Source organism: Salmonella sp. 3C (assembly GCF_025426275.1).
In the GTDB taxonomy this organism is placed as follows: Bacteria; Pseudomonadota; Gammaproteobacteria; order Enterobacterales; family Enterobacteriaceae; genus Salmonella; species Salmonella enterica.
On sequence record NZ_CP104858.1, the window covers coordinates 1,710,584 to 1,728,891 of the forward strand.

The 18,308-nt window shown below is 58.3% G+C and carries 16 protein-coding genes; 2 read left to right on the forward strand and 14 right to left on the reverse strand.

All coding sequences use genetic code 11. The annotated features are described in order from the left end of the window. Positions 1–78 precede the first annotated feature (78 nt). The 12 genes from N7E69_RS08145 to torC all read right to left on the reverse strand — a co-directional run bounded on the left by N7E69_RS08145 (position 79) and on the right by torC (position 12,295). A complete protein-coding gene (locus N7E69_RS08145) occupies positions 79–1,122 on the reverse strand; it encodes a cytochrome c-type biogenesis protein CcmH (RefSeq protein WP_001238339.1) in 1,044 nt (347 codons plus the stop codon). Beyond that, positions 1,119–1,676 carry a thiol:disulfide interchange protein DsbE gene (dsbE, locus tag N7E69_RS08150; protein WP_000828305.1) on the reverse strand — a complete coding sequence of 186 codons (558 nt, stop codon included), beginning with the start codon at positions 1,674–1,676 and terminating at the stop codon, positions 1,119–1,121. The genes N7E69_RS08145 and dsbE overlap by 4 nt, the downstream gene beginning before the upstream one ends. Further along, positions 1,673–3,604 carry a heme lyase CcmF/NrfE family subunit gene (locus N7E69_RS08155; RefSeq protein ID WP_000982526.1) on the reverse strand — a complete coding sequence of 644 codons (1,932 nt, stop codon included), beginning with the start codon at positions 3,602–3,604 and terminating at the stop codon, positions 1,673–1,675. The genes dsbE and N7E69_RS08155 overlap by 4 nt, the downstream gene beginning before the upstream one ends. Beyond that, positions 3,601–4,080, reverse strand: coding sequence for a cytochrome c maturation protein CcmE (gene ccmE, locus N7E69_RS08160; protein ID WP_001675710.1), 480 nt, complete (start codon positions 4,078–4,080; stop codon positions 3,601–3,603). The genes N7E69_RS08155 and ccmE overlap by 4 nt, the downstream gene beginning before the upstream one ends. Then, positions 4,077–4,289, reverse strand: a complete 213-nt coding sequence (ccmD, locus tag N7E69_RS08165; protein WP_000074112.1) for a heme exporter protein CcmD — start codon at positions 4,287–4,289, stop codon at positions 4,077–4,079. The genes ccmE and ccmD overlap by 4 nt, the downstream gene beginning before the upstream one ends. Further along, positions 4,286–5,023: a heme ABC transporter permease gene (locus N7E69_RS08170; protein WP_000266005.1), complete on the reverse strand. Its 738-nt coding sequence runs from the start codon at positions 5,021–5,023 to the stop codon at positions 4,286–4,288. The genes ccmD and N7E69_RS08170 overlap by 4 nt, the downstream gene beginning before the upstream one ends. A 51-nt stretch (positions 5,024–5,074) precedes the next feature. Then, the gene (ccmB, locus tag N7E69_RS08175; RefSeq protein ID WP_000990039.1) at positions 5,075–5,734 is read right to left on the reverse strand and encodes a heme exporter protein CcmB; all 660 of its coding nucleotides are present in this window, start codon (positions 5,732–5,734) and stop codon (positions 5,075–5,077) included. Beyond that, positions 5,731–6,348, reverse strand: coding sequence for a cytochrome c biogenesis heme-transporting ATPase CcmA (gene ccmA, locus N7E69_RS08180; protein ID WP_000888535.1), 618 nt, complete (start codon positions 6,346–6,348; stop codon positions 5,731–5,733). The genes ccmB and ccmA overlap by 4 nt, the downstream gene beginning before the upstream one ends. 5 nt (positions 6,349–6,353) lie before the next feature. Next, the gene (locus N7E69_RS08185) at positions 6,354–7,754 is read right to left on the reverse strand and encodes a cytochrome-c peroxidase (protein WP_000724474.1); all 1,401 of its coding nucleotides are present in this window, start codon (positions 7,752–7,754) and stop codon (positions 6,354–6,356) included. A gap of 189 nt (positions 7,755–7,943) precedes the next feature. Beyond that, entirely contained in the window at positions 7,944–8,576 is a 633-nt protein-coding gene (gene torD / locus N7E69_RS08190; RefSeq protein ID WP_000595416.1) for a molecular chaperone TorD, read from the reverse strand. Continuing rightward, positions 8,569–11,121, reverse strand: coding sequence for a trimethylamine-N-oxide reductase TorA (torA, locus tag N7E69_RS08195; RefSeq protein ID WP_000790637.1), 2,553 nt, complete (start codon positions 11,119–11,121; stop codon positions 8,569–8,571). Before torA ends, torD begins: the two co-directional genes overlap by 8 nt. After that, positions 11,111–12,295, reverse strand: a complete 1,185-nt coding sequence (gene torC / locus N7E69_RS08200; RefSeq protein WP_001230254.1) for a pentaheme c-type cytochrome TorC — start codon at positions 12,293–12,295, stop codon at positions 11,111–11,113. The genes torA and torC overlap by 11 nt, the downstream gene beginning before the upstream one ends. 129 nt (positions 12,296–12,424) lie before the next feature. Between torC and torR the strand changes: the two genes are divergently transcribed. Beyond that, positions 12,425–13,117 (forward strand): two-component system response regulator TorR, encoded by a 693-nt coding sequence (gene torR, locus N7E69_RS08205; RefSeq protein ID WP_001562512.1) that lies wholly within the window; start codon positions 12,425–12,427, stop codon positions 13,115–13,117. Here torR and torT read toward each other — a convergent pair. Further along, positions 13,090–14,130, reverse strand: coding sequence for a TMAO reductase system periplasmic protein TorT (gene torT / locus N7E69_RS08210; protein WP_001202034.1), 1,041 nt, complete (start codon positions 14,128–14,130; stop codon positions 13,090–13,092). The two genes, torR and torT, sit on opposite strands and share 28 nt — an antisense overlap. 79 nt (positions 14,131–14,209) lie before the next feature. Here torT and torS point away from each other — a divergent pair, with 79 nt between their 5' ends. Further along, complete coding sequence (torS, locus tag N7E69_RS08215) at positions 14,210–16,945, forward strand: TMAO reductase system sensor histidine kinase/response regulator TorS (RefSeq protein WP_000106959.1); 2,736 nt, start codon at positions 14,210–14,212, stop codon at positions 16,943–16,945. Positions 16,946–16,970: 25 nt separating this feature from the next. On the opposite strand, the gene N7E69_RS08220 is transcribed toward torS, so the two are convergent. After that, positions 16,971–18,308 carry an MFS transporter gene (locus N7E69_RS08220; RefSeq protein ID WP_000253524.1) on the reverse strand — a complete coding sequence of 446 codons (1,338 nt, stop codon included), beginning with the start codon at positions 18,306–18,308 and terminating at the stop codon, positions 16,971–16,973.

Consider the following 18,308-nt stretch of genomic DNA (forward strand, 5'->3'; position numbering starts at 1 on the left):
CGGGCTTCACTTTCAGGCTTTAGCGTATCGTTGGGATAGCCAGGCCCGATGGCGCCGCGCCACCGGGCCGTCAGGGTCTTATTTCTCCTGCGCCAGCCGGATACTGCGCTCTATCACCGCCCGCCGGGTATCGTCTGCCGGCAACAGTTTCAGCATCATCTCCCAGGCCGCCACCGCCTCGCCAAAGCGCTGCTGCTCAAAGGCGTTAAACGCATACAGGCTTAACACCCGGATATCCGTGTGGTCGCGGCTCACCAGCTGACGCAGCAGCTCCCCGCCGCGGCGGTTATCCTCCGGGTCGGACGAGCGCGTCAGCGCCTCCGCGTAGCCCAGCGCCGCATCGCTGTTTTTCGGGGCCAGACGGTAGGCGTTCGCATACGCCCCGGTGGCGGTACCGGCATTACCCAGTACCATACCGGTGCGCCCCAGCATGAGCCAGCCCTCAACATTGCCGGCATCATTCTGCAGGCGGGTGCGCAGCCCCAGCGCCAGCCGCGCCATCTCCTCTTCATTCAGCGGCTGCGCCGCCGGGTCCAGCGCCCGCGCCAGCAGCCCGGGCGTCTGCGCCGTTGCCTGCTGCCAGGCCCTGACCTGCTGATAGCTGCCGGTCAGGGCGTAGCTGCCGGCGCCGACCGCCAGCGCAATGACGGCCCCCGGCACGTAAACGCCCCACCCGGCGCGCGCGCCGCAAACCGGGGTGTCCGCCGGCAGCGGTTCCCGGCGCAGGCGCACCCGCCGGCGCGTGCGGGCAACGATTATCCACCCGCCCGCCACGATGGCGGCCAGCGGCAGCACCCACAGCAGCACCGTCAGCGGGGTCAGCGGCGGGTCGTAGGTGACGAAGTTGCCGTAGCGCGCCACCATGTAATCGATGATTTCCTGGCGGCTCTTCCCCTCCTGCATCAGGTCATACACCCTGCGGCGCATGTCGGTGGCTATCATCGCGTTCGAGTCCGCAATGCTGTTGTTCTGGCATTTCGGGCAGCGCAGCTGCTCCGTGAGCTGGCGGAACTGCTGCTCCTGCGCTTCATCTTTAAACGGCATCACGTCGGTGGTCGCCCGCGCTGACCCGGAGATAACCAGCACCAGCATCAGCATCACCATGCCCGGTAACAGTCTCATTGCGCCGCCTCCCGGCTGTATCTGTCCCACAGCGGTTTCAGTTCACTCTCCCACACCCGGGCATTCAAATCGCCCGCATGGCGGTAGCGGATAATCCCCCTGCCGTCGATGAGGAAGGTTTCCGGCGCGCCGTACACGCCCAGGTCCAGCCCCAGCATCCCGTCGCTGTCCGATAAACTCAGCGCATACGGGTTGCCCAGTTCCTTTAACCAGGCCACCGCCTTCGCCCGGTCGTCCTTATAGTTCAGCCCGACCACCCGGATACCCTGCGCAGAAAGCTGGTTCAGGTACTGATGCTCGGCGCGGCAGGTCGGGCACCAGGTGGCCCAGACGTTAAGCAGCACCGGTTTCCCCTGCGTCAGCACCTCCGCCTCATAGTACTGACCCGGCGTCTCCAGCGATTCCAGGCGGAACGCCGGCACCGGCTTCCCGGTCAGCGCCGATTCGAGATTCGTCGGGTCATCCCCCTGCGCGTTGCGCGTCAGCTGCCACAGCAGCGCCGCGGCAATCAGCAGAAAAATCAGTAACGGTAATAACAGTACGTTGCGTTTCATCCGGCCTCCGGCAATGGTTTACGGCGGCGGTAGCGCGGGTCCACCAGGCACAGCAGCCCGCCCAGCGCCATCAGCAGCCCCCCGGCCCATATCCAGCGGACAAACGGTTTGTAGTACAGGCGCACGGCCCACGCGCCGTTGTCCAGCTCCTCCCCGAGCGCGGCGTACAGGTCGCGGGTCAGCCCGCCGTCAATCGCCGCCTCGGTCATCACCATCCGGCTGGTGTTGTAGAGCCGTTTCTCCGCGTGCAGCACCGCCTCCGGCTCGCCGTGGCGCGTCACCCCGATGAGGGCCACCCCGCCGCGGTAGTTGGGCCCGGTGATGTCCCGCACCTCCCGGAAGGTGAAGCGGTAGTCGTGAATGGTCACGCTGTCGCCCGCCCGCATCCGCACGTCACGCTCCACGCTGTAATTCTGGCTGAAGGCGATACCGGTAATCGTCACCGCCAGCCCGAGGTGCGCCGCCACCATTCCCCAGTAGCTGAGAGAGGTTTTCGTGCCGCGGGACACGCGCTGTACGGCTTCGGCCACCGCCAGCACCGCAATCCAGCAGGCCATCGCCATCCCCACCGCCGTCATGGCGATGATTTTATCTTCCAGCAGCCATGGCAAAAGTACCGACAGCACCAGGGTGGAGACCAGGGCGGTGAGCAGCAGTTTCCTGATGTTACGCGGCCGGTCCCGGCCCCAGCGCACCAGCGGCCCCACCCCCAGCAGCAGGGCAAAGGGGACCATCAGCCAGGTGAACATGGTGTTAAAGAACGGCTCCCCCACCGAAATGCTGCCCAGCCCCAGCTGTTTGTGCACCAGCGGCAGCAGGGTGCCCAGCAGTACCACCAGCATGGCGGCCATCAGCAGGACGTTGTTGCCGAGCAGCAGCGACTCGCGCGACCACAGCGCGTTGTTCACCCGCGAACGCACCCTGTGCCCGCGCACGGCGAACAGCAGCAGCGAGCCGCCGGTGACCAGCACCATAAAGGCGAGGATAAACATTCCGCGCGCCGGGTCGGAGGCGAAGGCGTGCACCGACACCAGCACCCCGGAGCGCACCAGGAAGGTGCCCAGCAGGCACAGCGAGAAGGCGCAGATGGACAGCAGCAGCGTCCACGCCTTAAAGCCGGCGCGCTGTTCGGTGACCGCCAGCGAGTGCAGCAGGGCGGTACCCGCCAGCCACGGCATAAAGGAGGCGTTCTCCACCGGGTCCCAGAACCACCAGCCGCCCCAGCCCAGCTCGTAGTAGGCCCACGCCGAGCCGAGCACGATGCCCAGCGTCAGGAACACCCACGCCGCCAGCGTCCACGGGCGGGCAAAACGGGTGAACGCGCTGTCCAGACGCCCGCTCAGCAGCGCGGCGATGGCGAAGGCGAAGGCCACCGAGAAGCCGACATAGCCCATGTACAGCAGCGGCGGGTGGAAAATCAGCCCCGGGTCCTGCAGCAGCGGGTTCAGGTCGCGCCCCTCCACCGGAAAGGCCGGCAGCGTGCGGGCGAACGGGCCGGAGGTGAACAGGATGAACGCCAGAAAACCGGCGCAGACCATCCCCATCACCGCCAGCACCCGGGCGACGATATCCGCCGGCACCCGCCGGCTGAACACCGCCACCGCCAGGGTCCAGCCGCTCATCAGCAGCACCCACAGCAGCAGCGAGCCCTCGTGCGCCCCCCAGGTGGCGGCCACCCGGTACCACACCGGCAGCTGCGTGTTCGAGTTGCCGGCGACATAGGCCACGGTGAAGTCGTTAACCACAAAGGCGTGCACCAGCACGAAAAACGCGCCCGCCACGCAGATAAACAGCAGCCAGGCGAACACCCCGGCCGACGCCATCATCCGCGCGTCGCCGCGCGCCACGCCCCACAGCGGGTAAACGGACAGCAGCAGCGCCACGCCGAGCGCCAGGCACAGCAGCGCGTGGCCGTATTCAGGCATCATGATGAGGTGTCCTTATCAGCGCGTTGCGGGCGGCGGTGGTTTTCCTGCATCGCCTTTTCCACTTCCGGCGGGGTGTAGTTCTCGTCATGCTTGGCCAGCACCTCGTGCGCCAGGACGTGGTTGCCCTTCTCCAGGGTGCCCTGCACCACCACCCCCTGCCCCTCGCGGAACAGGTCCGGCAGTATCCCCTCATAGCTCACCGTCACCGCCCCCTCGGCGTCGTAGAGGCTGAAGTTCACCTTCAGCGAGTCCGGGTCGCGCCTGACGCTGCCGGGCATCACCATCCCGCCGACGCGCAGACGCTGGCCCACCGCCGGCAGCTGCTGCGTCTCGCGCTTGCCGTAGAGGATTTCGCCGGGGGTATAGAACAGGTCGATATTCGCGCGCAGCGCGTACAGGACCAGGGCGGTGGTCAGCCCCAGGCCCGCCAGCACCGCGCAGACCACCCATAGCCGGTTTTTACGTCGCAGGTTCACGCGGCCTCCTGTTGCGCCTGTGCGGCACGCATCCGCGCCTCGCGCGCCCGCTGCTGCGCCACGCCGCGCAGAATGGCCCGGCGCTGCAGCACCGTGTGCAGCACCAGCAGCGCCAGCGGCGCCACGGTCATCGCCACCGCCAGCCAGACAAAAAAGGCGTACCCGCCCATGGCGAAAAAATCGCTCCACGATGAAAATGCCGGACTCACCGGTGCCCCCTTTTCAGTATCAGTTCGCTCACCCACGGGCGGCGTTTTTCCATCAGTAAAATCAGGTTGCGCATCCGCATCAGCGAAAGCGTCATAAAGAGCAGCAGGTAGCCGGCGATGGCCCAGCGCAGCGGCGAGCGCATCGCCGGGTCGATACTCTGCTGCATCCGCGTCGAGCCCTGGTGCAGGGTGTTCCACCACTCGACGGAATAGTGGATAACCGGCAGGTTCACCACGCCGACCAGCACCAGAATGCCCGCCGCGCGCCCGGCCATTTTACGGTCGTCAAAGGCGTGCCACAGGGCGATGACCCCGGCGTAGAGAAACAGCAGCACCAGCTCCGAGGTCAGGCGCGCGTCCCACACCCACCAGGTGCCCCACATCGGTTTGCCCCACGCCGCGCCGGTGACCAGCGCGATGAAGGTGTACACCGCCCCCACCGGCGCCATCGCCGCGACGGCAAGGCTGGCCATTTTCATCTGCCAGACCAGCCCGGTGAACGCCGCCACCGCCATCGCCGCATAGATACCCATCGACCAGATGGCCGCCGGGACATGCAGGTACATAATGCGGTAGCTCTCCCCCTGCTGGTAGTCCGCCGGGGCGAAACCAAAGCCCCGGACCCAGCCGGTGGCCAGCGCGATGATGCCGGCTGCCGCCAGCCACGGCACGAGCCTGCCGCAAATCTGATACAGCCGGGGCGGCGCCGCCAGCTGATGAAGGGTTTTCCACATCGTTGTCACCTGACCTCCTGAAACCAGTAAAATGTCCGTCGCGCCGGGGCGCTACTGCACGCTGAGGCGCAGCGCCGCCGCGGTGGCGAACGGGCTTAACGTCGCGCTGCCCGCCAGCAGCGCCCCCAGCACCGCCAGATAGCCGTCAACGGGTAAATGCATCGATGCCGCGTCCATCGCCGCGGTGGCGAAAATCAGCACCGGGACACTCAGCGGCAGCACCAGAATGCCCAGCAGGACGCCGCCGCGCCGCAGGCCGGCCGTCAGCGCGACGCCCGGCGCGGCGAGAAACCCCAGCGCCGGCGTGCCGAGCAGCAGCGTCAGCGCCATGATTTTCCAGCCGTACACGTCCATCCCCAGCAGCAGCGCCACCAGCGGGGAGAGCATCATCAGCGGCAGGCCGGTCACCGCCCAGTGGGCCAGCACCTTCGCCAGCACCACCGCCGGCAGCGGCACCGGCAGCAGCATCAGCTGCTCCAGGCTGCCGTCCTGCAGGTCGTCGCGAAACAGCCGCTCCAGCGCCAGCAGCGAGGCCAGCAGCGCCGCCACCTGGATGATGCCCGGCGCGATACGCGCCAGCAGCTGCGGCTGCGGCCCGACGCTTAACGGAAACAGGGTGATGACCATCAGGAAGAACCACAGCGGGCCGGCGATGTCCGCGCCGTGGCGGAACGCCACGCGCAGCTCGAGACAGAAGACACGCCACATCACAGCCCGGCCCCCCCGCCGGTCAGCGCCAGGCGGCGGACGGTGTCCGCGGCCCCCGGCAGCGGCTGGTGGGTGGTGAGAATGACCATCCCGCCCTGCGCCGTGTGCGCCGCCATCCGCCGGGTGAGGCGCGCCACGCCGTTAACGTCAATGGCGGTGAACGGCTCGTCGAGCACCCACAGCGCGGCGCGGGTCAGCCACAGGCGGGCCAGCGCCACCCGGCGCTGCTGCCCGGCCGAGAGCTGAGCGACCGGCACGTCCTCAAATCCCGCCAGCCCGGCCTGCGCCAGCGCCTCCGGGAGACGCGCGCCGTCGCCGGGGTGGAAAAAGTGCAGGTTCTCCCGCGCCGTCAGGCGGGATTTAATCCCCGGCTGGTGCCCTATCCACAGCAGGCTGCGATGGAAGCTGTCGCGCACGCGGCGCAGGGGCTCGCCCTGCCAGTACACCTCCCCGCCGTCCGGGCGCGCCAGCCCGGTCAGCAGGCGCAGCAGGGTGGTTTTTCCGGCGCCGTTGCCGCCGGTGACCTGCACCCACTCCCCGGCCTCCACGGTGAACGACAGCCCGCGAAACAGCGTCCTCTCGTCCCGCTCGCAGTACAGATCTCTGGCTTCAAGCATCATTGTCATTGCGCATATTCAGGTTGATATGGCGTATAAACACCGGTCAGGCTTTCCAGGAAGGCGACGATATCGTCAATATCGTTTTGCGGCAGATCGGTGCCAACCTGATAACGCAGCATCAGTTTTACCGCGCCATCCAGCGTCGGTACGTCGCCCCGATGGAAATAAGGCGCTGTTAACGCGACGTTGCGTAAGCCCGGGACTTTTTGCCGTAATTTATCGCGAACCTCTTTGGTGACGTTCATACGACCAATATCCGCTGCGGTAATTTCGCCAAAATTAAAGTCTCGCTTTAATCCCAATGGTTCAAAAGAGCGCCCGCCTAAAATGATACCGCCGTGACAGGTTGCACATTTATTCTCTTTAAATAATTGATAACCGTGTTTCTGTTGCGCGGTCAGCGCATTTTCATCTCCACGTAGCCATTTATCAAAGGCGGAATCCGGCGTTATCAACGTTTTTTCAAATTCGGCGATCGCATCAGTAATATTTTCCCCGGTAAATCCTTGCGGATAAACCGCCTGGAAATCTTTTTTCAGGGCAGGATCTTTATCAAGCTTGCTAATAATTTCATCCCAGGATTTAGAGGCCATTTCAATAGGATTTAACGGTGGTCCGCCTGCTTGCTCCTGCAGGGTTGCAGCACGACCATCCCAAAATTGTTCGATATTAAATACGGAGTTGAATACCGTCGGCGCATTTATTGGTCCTACCGCGCCGCCAACGCCAATTGAGGTTTTTCTGCCATCGACACCGCCCGCATTTAACGCGTGACAATGCGCACAGGATATTGTGCTGTCGCCGGATAAACGTTCATCATGATAAAGACGGAAACCTAAGTCGACTTTTTTCGCATCGACGGGAATATTGCGCGGAATAGGCTGAACGGGTTCATTCCGGTGCGCGGGGTCGGTATCGGCGCTGGCATAGTTGCGCTCACGCTGATCGGCTATCCAGTTCAGGATGTCAGTACGCTCTTTATCGCTGACGCCCCCCGCCCAGTGCAGCGCGACATAGCGGGTTGGCGGCATAGTCTGATGTTGCATAACCCATTCAATTTTATTCAGTTCGCTTTGCGGCACCGGCGTATCCGCAATCAGGGCGGCCCGTACCGCCTCCAGGTTAAACGACTTGTAACCGAGCTGGATATCGTAATCCATTAACTGCTTTGCCACCGGAAAAGAGGAATAAAAAGGCAATTCAGCGGAAGGCGTATGACAATAATCACATCCTTTCTCCCTGAAATAACCCAGTATTTTATTATTTTCACCCACAACCGAGGCCTGCACATCGCTTTTTTTACTGCGCTGTTTGTCGTAATACCATACATACCCGGACAAACCTAAATAACATAACAGCCCAACGGTGATAACCGTTGTCGCATAGAGGGTAATTTTTTTCATATCACTATCCTTATGGGGTATTGCGGCATGATTAATTAAATTTTATTTTTTTACTCATGAGGCCCGTCAATACTAAATACAAACCCATCATGGATATTGATTGGTATCAATAATTACAATTGGCTAAACCTATAGATATGATAACCCCCGACTATCGTAAGATTTATTTTGCGATGCCCGTCACAGGGTTTATTCAACCGCAACAATGGATAAATCCTCTTTTCCGTCATCAAAACGAACGATAGCCAACAATAATTGACTTAACGCAGCATAAAAACCATAGGGATCATGCTTAAGGCAATTATTTGTAAATTCCGGAAGCCACTCCAGTAATGACGACAATGTTTTCTGGCGTAATTTATTCATTCTCCGTTGTTGGAACGATTCACCCAATGAAAAATGTAAATGGCTGAGTAATTCCAGATAAATCGCCAGGTGGTCGGCCGGCTCTTTAAAATCGTCGTTGACTTCCATCCCGGCTTCAAGCAATAAATGTTTAATCATGCCGGGTTCCTGCTGCGGGTATTGCGAGGCGTAGGGCAAGGCCGATTTTTTATCCGTCATCAGGAACAATCCGCAAAAATCCGCTGCCAGCTCCAGCTGCGCATCCTGACGCAGGCTAAGCGCGGCAATTTTTTGTTCGAGTAACGCCACCGACGCCGCCAGCGCTGGCTGACGCTTTAACAGCGCCAGCCAGTCCGCGATTTCCGCGGACTGTAATTGTATTAACCCTTCATCATCCACTTCCCGGAAAAAGAGTAACGCCAGCCATGCATATACGCAGGCGTACTGTTCCTGAGCAAGCGCTGGCTGCTTAATCATGCGGATTCCCCTGCGATGCGGGTACATATTCACACTGCGCGACCATCTCGACCGGACCGTTAAACGCCGTGACGTTATCCATAGGGCCGGTATATTTTTCAATTTCCACCAGCGTCGTATGCGCGCTGGTCGCCTGCGCGAGCTGTGATGTACCGATATCCAGTGTTAATACGTTAGGGTTGCCGTACTTACATAACGCGTTGAGATCGCCGCCTTTATCAGGATCGTACCAGGCGCCTTCATGAATTCGCGCCACGCCCGGCGCATAGCGATCGGAAACTACCGCTCCCGCCAGTACCTGCCCGCGTGCATTGAATACCCGCACGATGTCACCGTTGCGGATCCCGCGCGCGCTGGCATCCTGTGGGTTAATAAAGACCGGCTCCTTGCCGCCAACGGCATATTGCTGACGCAGCGTTTCCGACTCGCACAGTTGGGAATGCAGACGGAAATCAGGGTGGACGGACTGTAAGTGCAGCGGCCAGCGCTGCGATCCCGGCCCGCCATGCGAGCGTTCGATTTTTTCGAACCACATGGGATGGCCCTGACAATCGTCGTATTGCATGTCGGCGATCGTTTTGGAGTAAATCTCGATCAAACCGCTTGGCGTGCCCAACGGCTCCAGGTCCGGATCTTCACGGAAAGCCTGATGGCGCACAAACATCTGCGGATGATCAAACTCGATGTACTCCTGTTGATTCCAGAACACCTCGAAAGTCGGTAAGTGGATACCGCGACCTTTTCCCTGCTGGCTCCCTTCCTGCCAGATGCGTTTCAGCCAGCCCATTTCATCAAGACCTTCCGTGAATGCCGCTTCACGGTTAAAGCGTCGGCAGAGATCGCGGAAAATATCAAAGTCGTTACGCGCTTCAAACTGCGGCGACACCACCTGTTTCATGGCGATAATGCCGCGGTTAGAGTGGTTGCCGAACTGATCGAGGTCGTTACGCTCAAATTGGGTGGTAGCCGGCAAAACGATATCCGCAAAGCGGCAGGTCGACGTCCACTGGTTATCAATAGCGATGACCGTTTCCAGCTTGCGCCAGCCTTCAATTATGCGGTTAATTTGTTGGTGTCGGTGGAACGGGTTGGTTCCGGCGAACACGCACATCTTCAGCGGCGGTAATTTAACCGATTTGCCGTTCCAGTTAATGTCCTTGCCCGGTTCAAGGATGGCATCCATAAAACGCGCAATAGGAATGGTGCTGCTGTAGCCTTTGTAATCCGTGCTGTCGTGCACTGGCGGAACGGTCGTCGAACCGGAAAAGCCGCTTAAAATGATCCCTTTACGGCCAGGCGTCCCGGCGCCGTTGTAGTGCCAGCCAAAACCAAAGCCGCCGCCCGGTAAACCAATCTGTCCCAGCATTGCCGCCAGCACGACGACCATCCATGACCACTGTTCGCCATGCTGCATACGTTGTACGCACCAGCCAGCGATGATTTGCGTTCTGTCGCCCGCCATCTGCCGCGCCAACGCGCGGATGGTGTCGGCGTCAATACCGCACAGTTTTTCCGCCCAGGCGGCATCTTTGGGCTGTCCATCTTTCTCGCCCAGCAAATAGGGCAGGAACTGGTCAAAACCGACGCAGTAGTTATCGAGGAAATTTTTATCGTACAGTTTCTCGCTGTACAGGGTATGCGCCAGCGCCAGTTGTAACGGGACATCCGTCTGCGGGTTAATGGCGATATGTTTGACCTTATCGCGCCCCAGATAATCGTGCGTGGAGGTGACGACCGGGTCGATGCTGATGACCGAGATAGCGCCGCTGGCAACCTTCTCTTTTAATTGTTCATAGTACTGATAGACATCGTGATCCGGGCACCACCAGTTTGCCTGCTGGTTTTTCACCATATCAGAACCCCATAGCACAATCGTTTTACTGTTCTGTAAAACCAGAGGCCATGACGTTTGCTGCTCGTACACTTCCATTGAACCCACCACGCGCGGCAGAATCACCTGCGCCGCGCCGGTCGAATAGTCCCCTCCCGTGCTAACGCTATTGCCATGTAGCGCAATCGCGCGCGCCAGCATCCCGGAGGCGTTATGGAACATGCCGGTAGATTGCCAGCCGCTCGCCGTCAGTAACGCGCTCGGCCCGTAGGTTTTTTGCACCCGCTCCAGTTCCTGATAGAACAGATCCAGCGCTTCATCCCAGGAGACGCGCACAAAACGATTATCGCCGCGCTGAGAGGTGTCGCTTTGATGACCTTTGCGCATCCAGTCGACACGCACCATCGGATAACGGATACGCGCCGCGTTGTGGACGTGATCGGGCAGACCGGCGATCATTTTGGACGGGTATTTATCCTGTTCAAACGGTTTTGCCGCCACAAATCGACCGTCAACCACCGTGGCGCGAATCGCCCCCCAGTGAGAACCGGTCAGGATACCCTCTTTCGTCGCGGCACCTGGCGCAACGGCATCCGCTGCGCGGGCGCTACGGGGCGTCAGCAGTGACGGCCCCAGCATTCCTGCCACCGTCAAACCGCCAAGCTGCGCCAGAAAACGTCGACGAGAGACGTGTAGCGCGTCCTTATTTTTCATTGTGTTCTCCCTTATCGCTGTGCGGCGTGTTGGTGGTATCAGACGCATTCATCTGGAGATATTTCAACAAGGTACGTTCTTCACGCTTATCCAGACTGGTGAAACCGATCATGCCGTTGAGCGTGCCGATCCAGCCGTTAGCGTCAAAGTGCGCTTTGTCCGGCGCGCCGTGACACTGATTACAGGTGCCGTTATAGAGGGAGTCGGCATAGGCCCAAATCGGTTTAATGTCATTTACCATGTCGCCTTTTTGCATCCACGCAGTTGCCTGTAATTTGCTCCACTGAGTATTGGTCGCCGCGACGGTGGTCTCTTCCAGCGTTTTCACATGCTGTTGCACATCGCCGCGAATCGAGGCGACAAAAATACGTTTACCGGGCAACTGCGTCAGTACACGCTGGCGACCGTCCGTCTCCGTCCAGCCTTCGATTTGCACTTGCAGCCAGTCACCGTCCCGTTTAAGGACTTTCACTTCAGAAGCAGGTAACAGCGAACCTGCCGGTTCTTTATCGCCTTTAGCGGCGTAAATCGGCTTGATATCCAGCGAATAGAGCGTATCGCCGTCATTATGCGTACTGGCGCTGGCGCGCAGTTCATCAAACTGTTTGCGGAAACCGCTGCTCATATCCGGTAGCTGGTGGGCAATCCCTTTATGGCAGTCGATGCAGGACTGATTTTCTTTCGCGGCGATTTTCATTTGCCGCGCCGCTTCCGGGTTCTGTTTCGCGTGATCCATCGCATCGTAGTTATGGCAGGAACGACAGGTCGCGGAGTTATTCTCTTTCATGCGCGCCCATTCACGCTCGGCAAGCTCGGCGCGTTTGGCTTCAAATTTTTCCGGGGTATCAATCGAGTGGGCGATAAATGTCTGGTAAAGATCGTTGCTGGCTTCCAGCTTACGTTTCACCATGCCTGGAATATCAGGGGGGATATGGCAATCGTGGCATTCCGCGCGTACGCCGGAAGCATTCTGGAAATGTACGGACTGTTTATATTCCTGATACACCGGCTGCATACTATGGCAGCTGACGCAAAACTCTGTCGTACTGGTCAGTTTGATACCGACGTGAGGTAACACGATCAGCGCAACGCCGATCACAATCCCGACAATGACCAGCGCCAGTATCGACCAACGGGCGCTTGGCCTGAGTAGCGCTCTCCAGAGTTTTCGCATAATAGCCCCTGTAATTATATGGTTTAATGCGCAGATCTTATTCCGCAAATATGAACAGCGTCACTGGTCAGGATGAACGGGATACGGCAATATATGAACAGATATGAACAGAAAGAGACCGCGCGCAGGATGTCACATCACATTGTTATTGTTGAGGATGAACCTGTTACTCAGGCCAGATTACAGGCCTATTTTGAGCAGGAGGGATATCGCGTTTCGGTGACCGACAGCGGCGCGGGCCTGCGCGACATCATGGAGCATGAGCACGTTTCGCTGATCCTGCTGGATATCAACCTCCCCGACGAAAACGGGTTGATGCTGACCAGGGCGCTACGCGAACGCTCCACGGTGGGCATTATTCTGGTGACGGGGCGTTGCGACCAAATCGACCGCATCGTCGGGCTGGAGATGGGCGCGGACGACTACGTCACCAAGCCGCTGGAACTGCGCGAGCTGGTAGTGCGGGTAAAAAATCTTTTGTGGCGTATCGATCTGGCCCGCCCCACGCCGCAAAATGCCAGTGAAAACTGCTATATGTTTTCCGGCTACTGCCTGAACGTGATGAATCACACGCTGGAGCACAACGGTGAAGCCATTAAGCTTACGCGCGCGGAGTACGAGCTGCTGCTGGCCTTTGTGACCAACCCAGGCAAAGTGCTGCATCGCGAACGTCTGCTGCGAATGCTTTCCGCCCGCCGCGTAGAGACTCCGGATCTCCGCACGATTGATGTCCTGGTTCGCCGCTTACGCCATAAAATTACGCCGGAACTGCTGGTCACACAGCATGGCGAAGGCTACTTTTTAGCCTCGGAGGTGTATTGATACAAATAGACGGGCCGAAATCCCGGAGGCGATAGCGAACGACGAACGCGCGCGCTGTCGGCGTTGTTATGCGTCAAAATAAGCACCGGCGGGCTGATATTTTCAGGCACCGGTTGCCCCTGTAAGACCTTAATCGACTGCGTTATCGCTAATTCTCCCTGCCAGGCCATCTGATCGCTGAGCGCCATCAGGATATGGCCGCGTTTTAAACCGCGATAAACCTGATGCGTCAGATAAAATGAGACGATCGTGAGCGGAGTCGTCAAATTTCGCCCTTCGCCCATCGCCGCCTCCGCCGCTATCGCCGACCCGGCGACCACATTGGCGTCCGGATGACGCTCCAGCATTTCCTGGAGTAAGTTTCGCTGCACTTCAATGTCGTTATCGCCCCAGGCGATATCCACAATGTTGATGGCGCTGCCTTTAATTGCCTGACGAAAACCCGCCACCATCTCCCGACTGCCGCCAGCTTCTTCCGGCCCCGGGAAGAGTAAAACGTTAAGCGCTTTTCCTTTGTTCCACTGCACCAGGAAACGTCCCGGCAGATACCCCATCTGAAACCACGGCAGACCAACGCGGGTTGCGACGCTGGCATCGTGAATCATGTTCACCAGTTCAATAACCGGCACATTACCGGCATACCGTTCCAGTTCCGGGAAACGATCGGTACTGCTGCCAAGCAGAATAGCGTCGGCGCCCCACTCCCGGCATTGCAACATTTGCTGTTGTTGCGTCGCCAGTTGCCGATAGCCATTCGCTTCCAGCACTTTTAAATCAACGCCATACAATTTGGCCGCTTTTTGCATCCCGTAGTTGACGGACAACCAGTAAGAATCTTTCAGGCTGGGGTATAATGCGCACAGTTTCCAAGGTTTACTCGCATTGACTGACGTTTGCCGCCAGGGAATCGCCCGATCGGCGCGCGTCCAGTGTAGCAGTCCGGTTTCGGCTGACGCCGTTTCTACATTCGAGACGATGATTATCAAAAAAAAGAACGAAATAAGCGCGCGCATGATAGCCCCACCAGCAACAAGGTTTTATCCTAATGGTTTTTCCGGCGGCAACTCAACCCATTTCACCCGCGGCGCATAAATGTCAACGCCTTCACTGACCCGCAGATTATGGCTGGCCTTCGCCCTGATGGCGGCGCTCACCCTGCTCAGCACCGTGATCGGCTGGATAAGCCTGCGCGTCATTAGTCAGGTGGAGCAAACCAATACGCAAGCGCTGCTCCCGACGATGAATATGGCCAGGCAGTTAAGCGAAGCCAGCGCTTACGAGCTCTTTTCCGCGCAAAATCTGACCAATGCCGACAGCGAGGGCGTTTGGCTGGCGCAGGGGAAGATGCTGAAAGCGCAAAGCCTTAAAATTAACCATCTTTTGCAGGCATTAAGCGAGCAGGGATTTAATACCTCGGCCATCGCCCGGCAAGAAAAAGAGATTGCGCAAACGCTTGGGCAACAGGGAACGCTGGTCGGTGAAATTCTCACGCTGCGCGCACAGCAACAGCAGTTAAGCCGCCAGATTGCGGAGGCGGCGGAAAGCATTGCCGCCCAGGCTCACGGTCAGGCCAATAATGCAGCGACATCTGCGGGCGCCACCCAGGCCGGTATTTACGATCTTATCGAAAGCGGTAAAGGGGACCAGGCTGAACGCGCGCTTGACCGGCTGATTGATATCGACCTTGAGTATGTGAATCAGATGAATGAGTTGCGGGTCAATGCCCTGCGGTTTAAGCAGCTCACTGTGACCTTAAAAGACGCGCAAGGGCTGAGCGATGCCGAGGAAACCGATGAAAAACTTAATCAGTTGGTTAAAATTTTATCCCGCCGCCAGCAGCGTATAGAAGATCCTACCGTTCGCGCCCAAATCGCCGACGCGCTGGAGAAAATAAACCAGTACACCACACTGGTTACCCTGTTTCGTAAGGAAAACGCCATCCGCGACCAGCTTCAAACGCTTATGGCCAATAACCTCTTTCAGTTTACCCGCTTCAGTACGGAAGTATCGCAGTTGGTGAACGCCATCGAAAAACGAAACGAGGCTGGGTTAGCGCGTCTTACACACGCCAGTCAGCGTGGGCAAATAGGGTTAGTGATCTTAGGCATCCTGGCGCTGTGCTCATTAAGTTTTATTCTTTGGCGAGTGGTTTACCGTTCCGTATCCCGCCCGCTGGCGCAACAAACGCAGGCCTTACAGCGGCTACTGGAGGGCGATATTGACTCGCCGTTTCCGGAGGCGGCTGGCGTCAGCGAACTGGATACCATCAGCCGTCTGATGGAAGCGTTTCGCGCCAACGTGCGCAAATTGAACCGCCATCGTGAGGATTTGGCGGAACAGGTGCGATCGCAAACGGCGGAGCTTCATGCGCTGGTGCTGGAACACCGGCAGGCGCGCGCCGAAGCGGAAAAGGCCAACGAGGCGAAATCGACGTTCCTTGCCGCCATGAGCCATGAAATTCGCACGCCGCTTTACGGCATTCTCGGTACGGTACAATTGCTGGCCGATAAACCGCTCATGGCAAACTACCGCGACGATTTACAGGCCATTAATGATTCAGGCGAATCGCTACTGGCGATTCTTAACGATATTCTTGATTACTCGGCGATTGAAGTAGGCGGCACCAACGTTTCCATTAGCGAGGAACCGTTTGAACCGCGACAATTGTTGAATAGCGCGCTGCATTTAATGCACAGCCGCGTGCAGGTGGCGCTCATCACCGACTTTAGCGAGCAACTCCCTTCCACGCTACAAGGCGATCCGCGCCGGATACGTCAAATTGTGATTAATCTTTTAAGTAATGCGGCGAAATTTACCGATCGCGGCAGCATAGTGCTGCGCACGTTTTGCGACGATCAGAGCTGGTTTATTGAGGTTGAAGATACCGGATGCGGTATCCCTGAAGCGAAGCTGACGGCTATTTTCAAACCGTTTGTGCAGGCGACAGGACGCCGGGGCGGGACGGGCCTGGGGCTGGCTATCAGCGCCAGCCTGGCAGAGGCGATGGGCGGGACGCTAACCGTCACCAGTACGCTTCATGTTGGCAGTTGTTTTCGTTTACAACTGCCGGTTTGCCACTCCAAACCCGCAAGTAAAAGTGCGTTCAGGGAACCGATAAATCTTAACGGACTACGCTTGTTGCTGATTGAAGATAATATGCTGACGCAGCGTATTACCGCTGAAATGCTCACGGGTAAAGGGGTGAAAGTCTCAGTAGCTGAAAGCGCGAATGACGCGCTACGCTGTTTAGCCGAAGGCGAGTCCTTTGATGTCGCGCTGGTGGATTTTGATTTACCGGATTATGACGGCTTAACCCTGGCGCAGCAGTTGATGAGCCTGTATCCCGCCATGAAACGCATTGGTTTTAGCGCGCATGTGATAGACGATAATCTTCGTCAGCGTACCGCCGGTCTTTTCTGCGGGATTATTCAAAAACCCGTTCCCCGCGAGGAGCTTTACCGCATGATAGCGCACTATTTACAGGGCAAATCTCACAACGCGCGGGTGATGTTGAATGAACATCAGCTTGCCGGCGATATGGCGTCTGTCGGCCCGGAAAAACTCCGGCAATGGGTCGCCTTATTCAAAGACAGCGCGCTGCCTTTAGTCGAGGAGATCGAGGCGGCGCGCGCCATGAATGACGACGTTAACATTAAGCGGCTGGCGCATAAATTAAAAAGCGGCTGCGCCAGCCTGGGGATGACGCAGGCAACCGAAGCCTGTCGGGAGCTGGAATTGCAACCGCTAAGCGATATAGATATTAAAACTATCGTGACGCAGGGAGTGACGGCGCTCGACGCATGGATAGCCGGTCATCCTTCGCCATAATAGCTTCCGGCTCGCCACGGCCAACTTATCCGACGCGTTTCACATCGCCCACTAACAGGATGTAAGACAGCGCGCCCAGCAGGGCCACAACGGAGATATAGACCAGCGCCGGAGCAAAACCGTAGCTTTGCGCCAGATAACCAATCACTAACGGTACGCTAATCCCGCCCAACCCACCGATAAAGTTAAACATACCGCCGGTAAGGCCAATCAACCGCATCGGCGCAAGGGAAGAGATTAACGACCAGGTAATGGACGCAAATCCGTTGCCGAAGAAAGCTATCGCCATCAACGCCATAATCCACAACGGATCGTTAGTGTAGTTAGCGCCCATAATGCATGTGGAGATGAGCAAACCGCAAATAATCGGCGTTTTGCGCGCCACGCCCAGCGAGAAGCCTTTTTTCACCAGTTTATCCGCCAGCCAGCCGGAGAGCAGTACGCCAAAAAAGGCAGCCAGGAACGGTACGGTCGTCATAAAGCCCGCTTTTAGCGCGGTAATGCCTTTTTCCTGGGTCAGATAATTAGGGAACCAGGTCAGAAAGAACCATAGCGTAGAATTTACGGCGAACTGACCGAGGTAGACGCCCACCAGCTTACGATGGAACACCAGTTTCCAGTCGGCTTTCGTCAACGGCTGGCGGGCCTCTTTTTTCGCTGGCGCATCGCCATCCACCAGACCGCCGCCATCGCGAATATACTCCAGCTCCGCCTGGCTAAGGCTTTTCGTCAAACGCGGCGGTTGATAAACCTTAAACCAGACCAATGACCAGATAATCCCGATACCGCCGGTGACGATAAAGACCCAGTGCCAGCTCAGCATTTCCTGAATCCAGATCAGCAGCGGCGTAAGGAATGCCAGTCCGACGAACTGTCCGGAGGTGTAGAACCCGACTGCGGATGCGCGCTCATGCTCCGGAAACCAGCTAGTGACCATCCGGTTATTTGCCGGAAAGGCTGGTGCCTCGAAAATCCCGGTAATAGCGCGCAGGCCGATAAGCGACAATAGTCCCGTCGCAAACCCCTGCAATAGCGTCGCGACTGACCAGCCGAAGATAGCGATAAAATAGGTCAGCCGGGACCCAATACGGTCGAGAAACCAGCCGCCAGGGATCTGGCATAACGTATAGAGCCAGGCAAAAGCGGAGAAGACATAGCCCATTTCCGCTTTGGTAATGCCGAATTCTTTTTGAATATGCATGGAAGCCACGGCAAGGTTGGCGCGATCGACGTAGCAAATCACCACGGTAATAAAGATCATCACCAGCGTCAGATAGCGGCGACGCCCCGGCTGTGCTGCTGTAACTGAAATATCCATCGTCATCTGTCTCCAGATTCTGGGCATAGCGAGGCCGCTCACCAT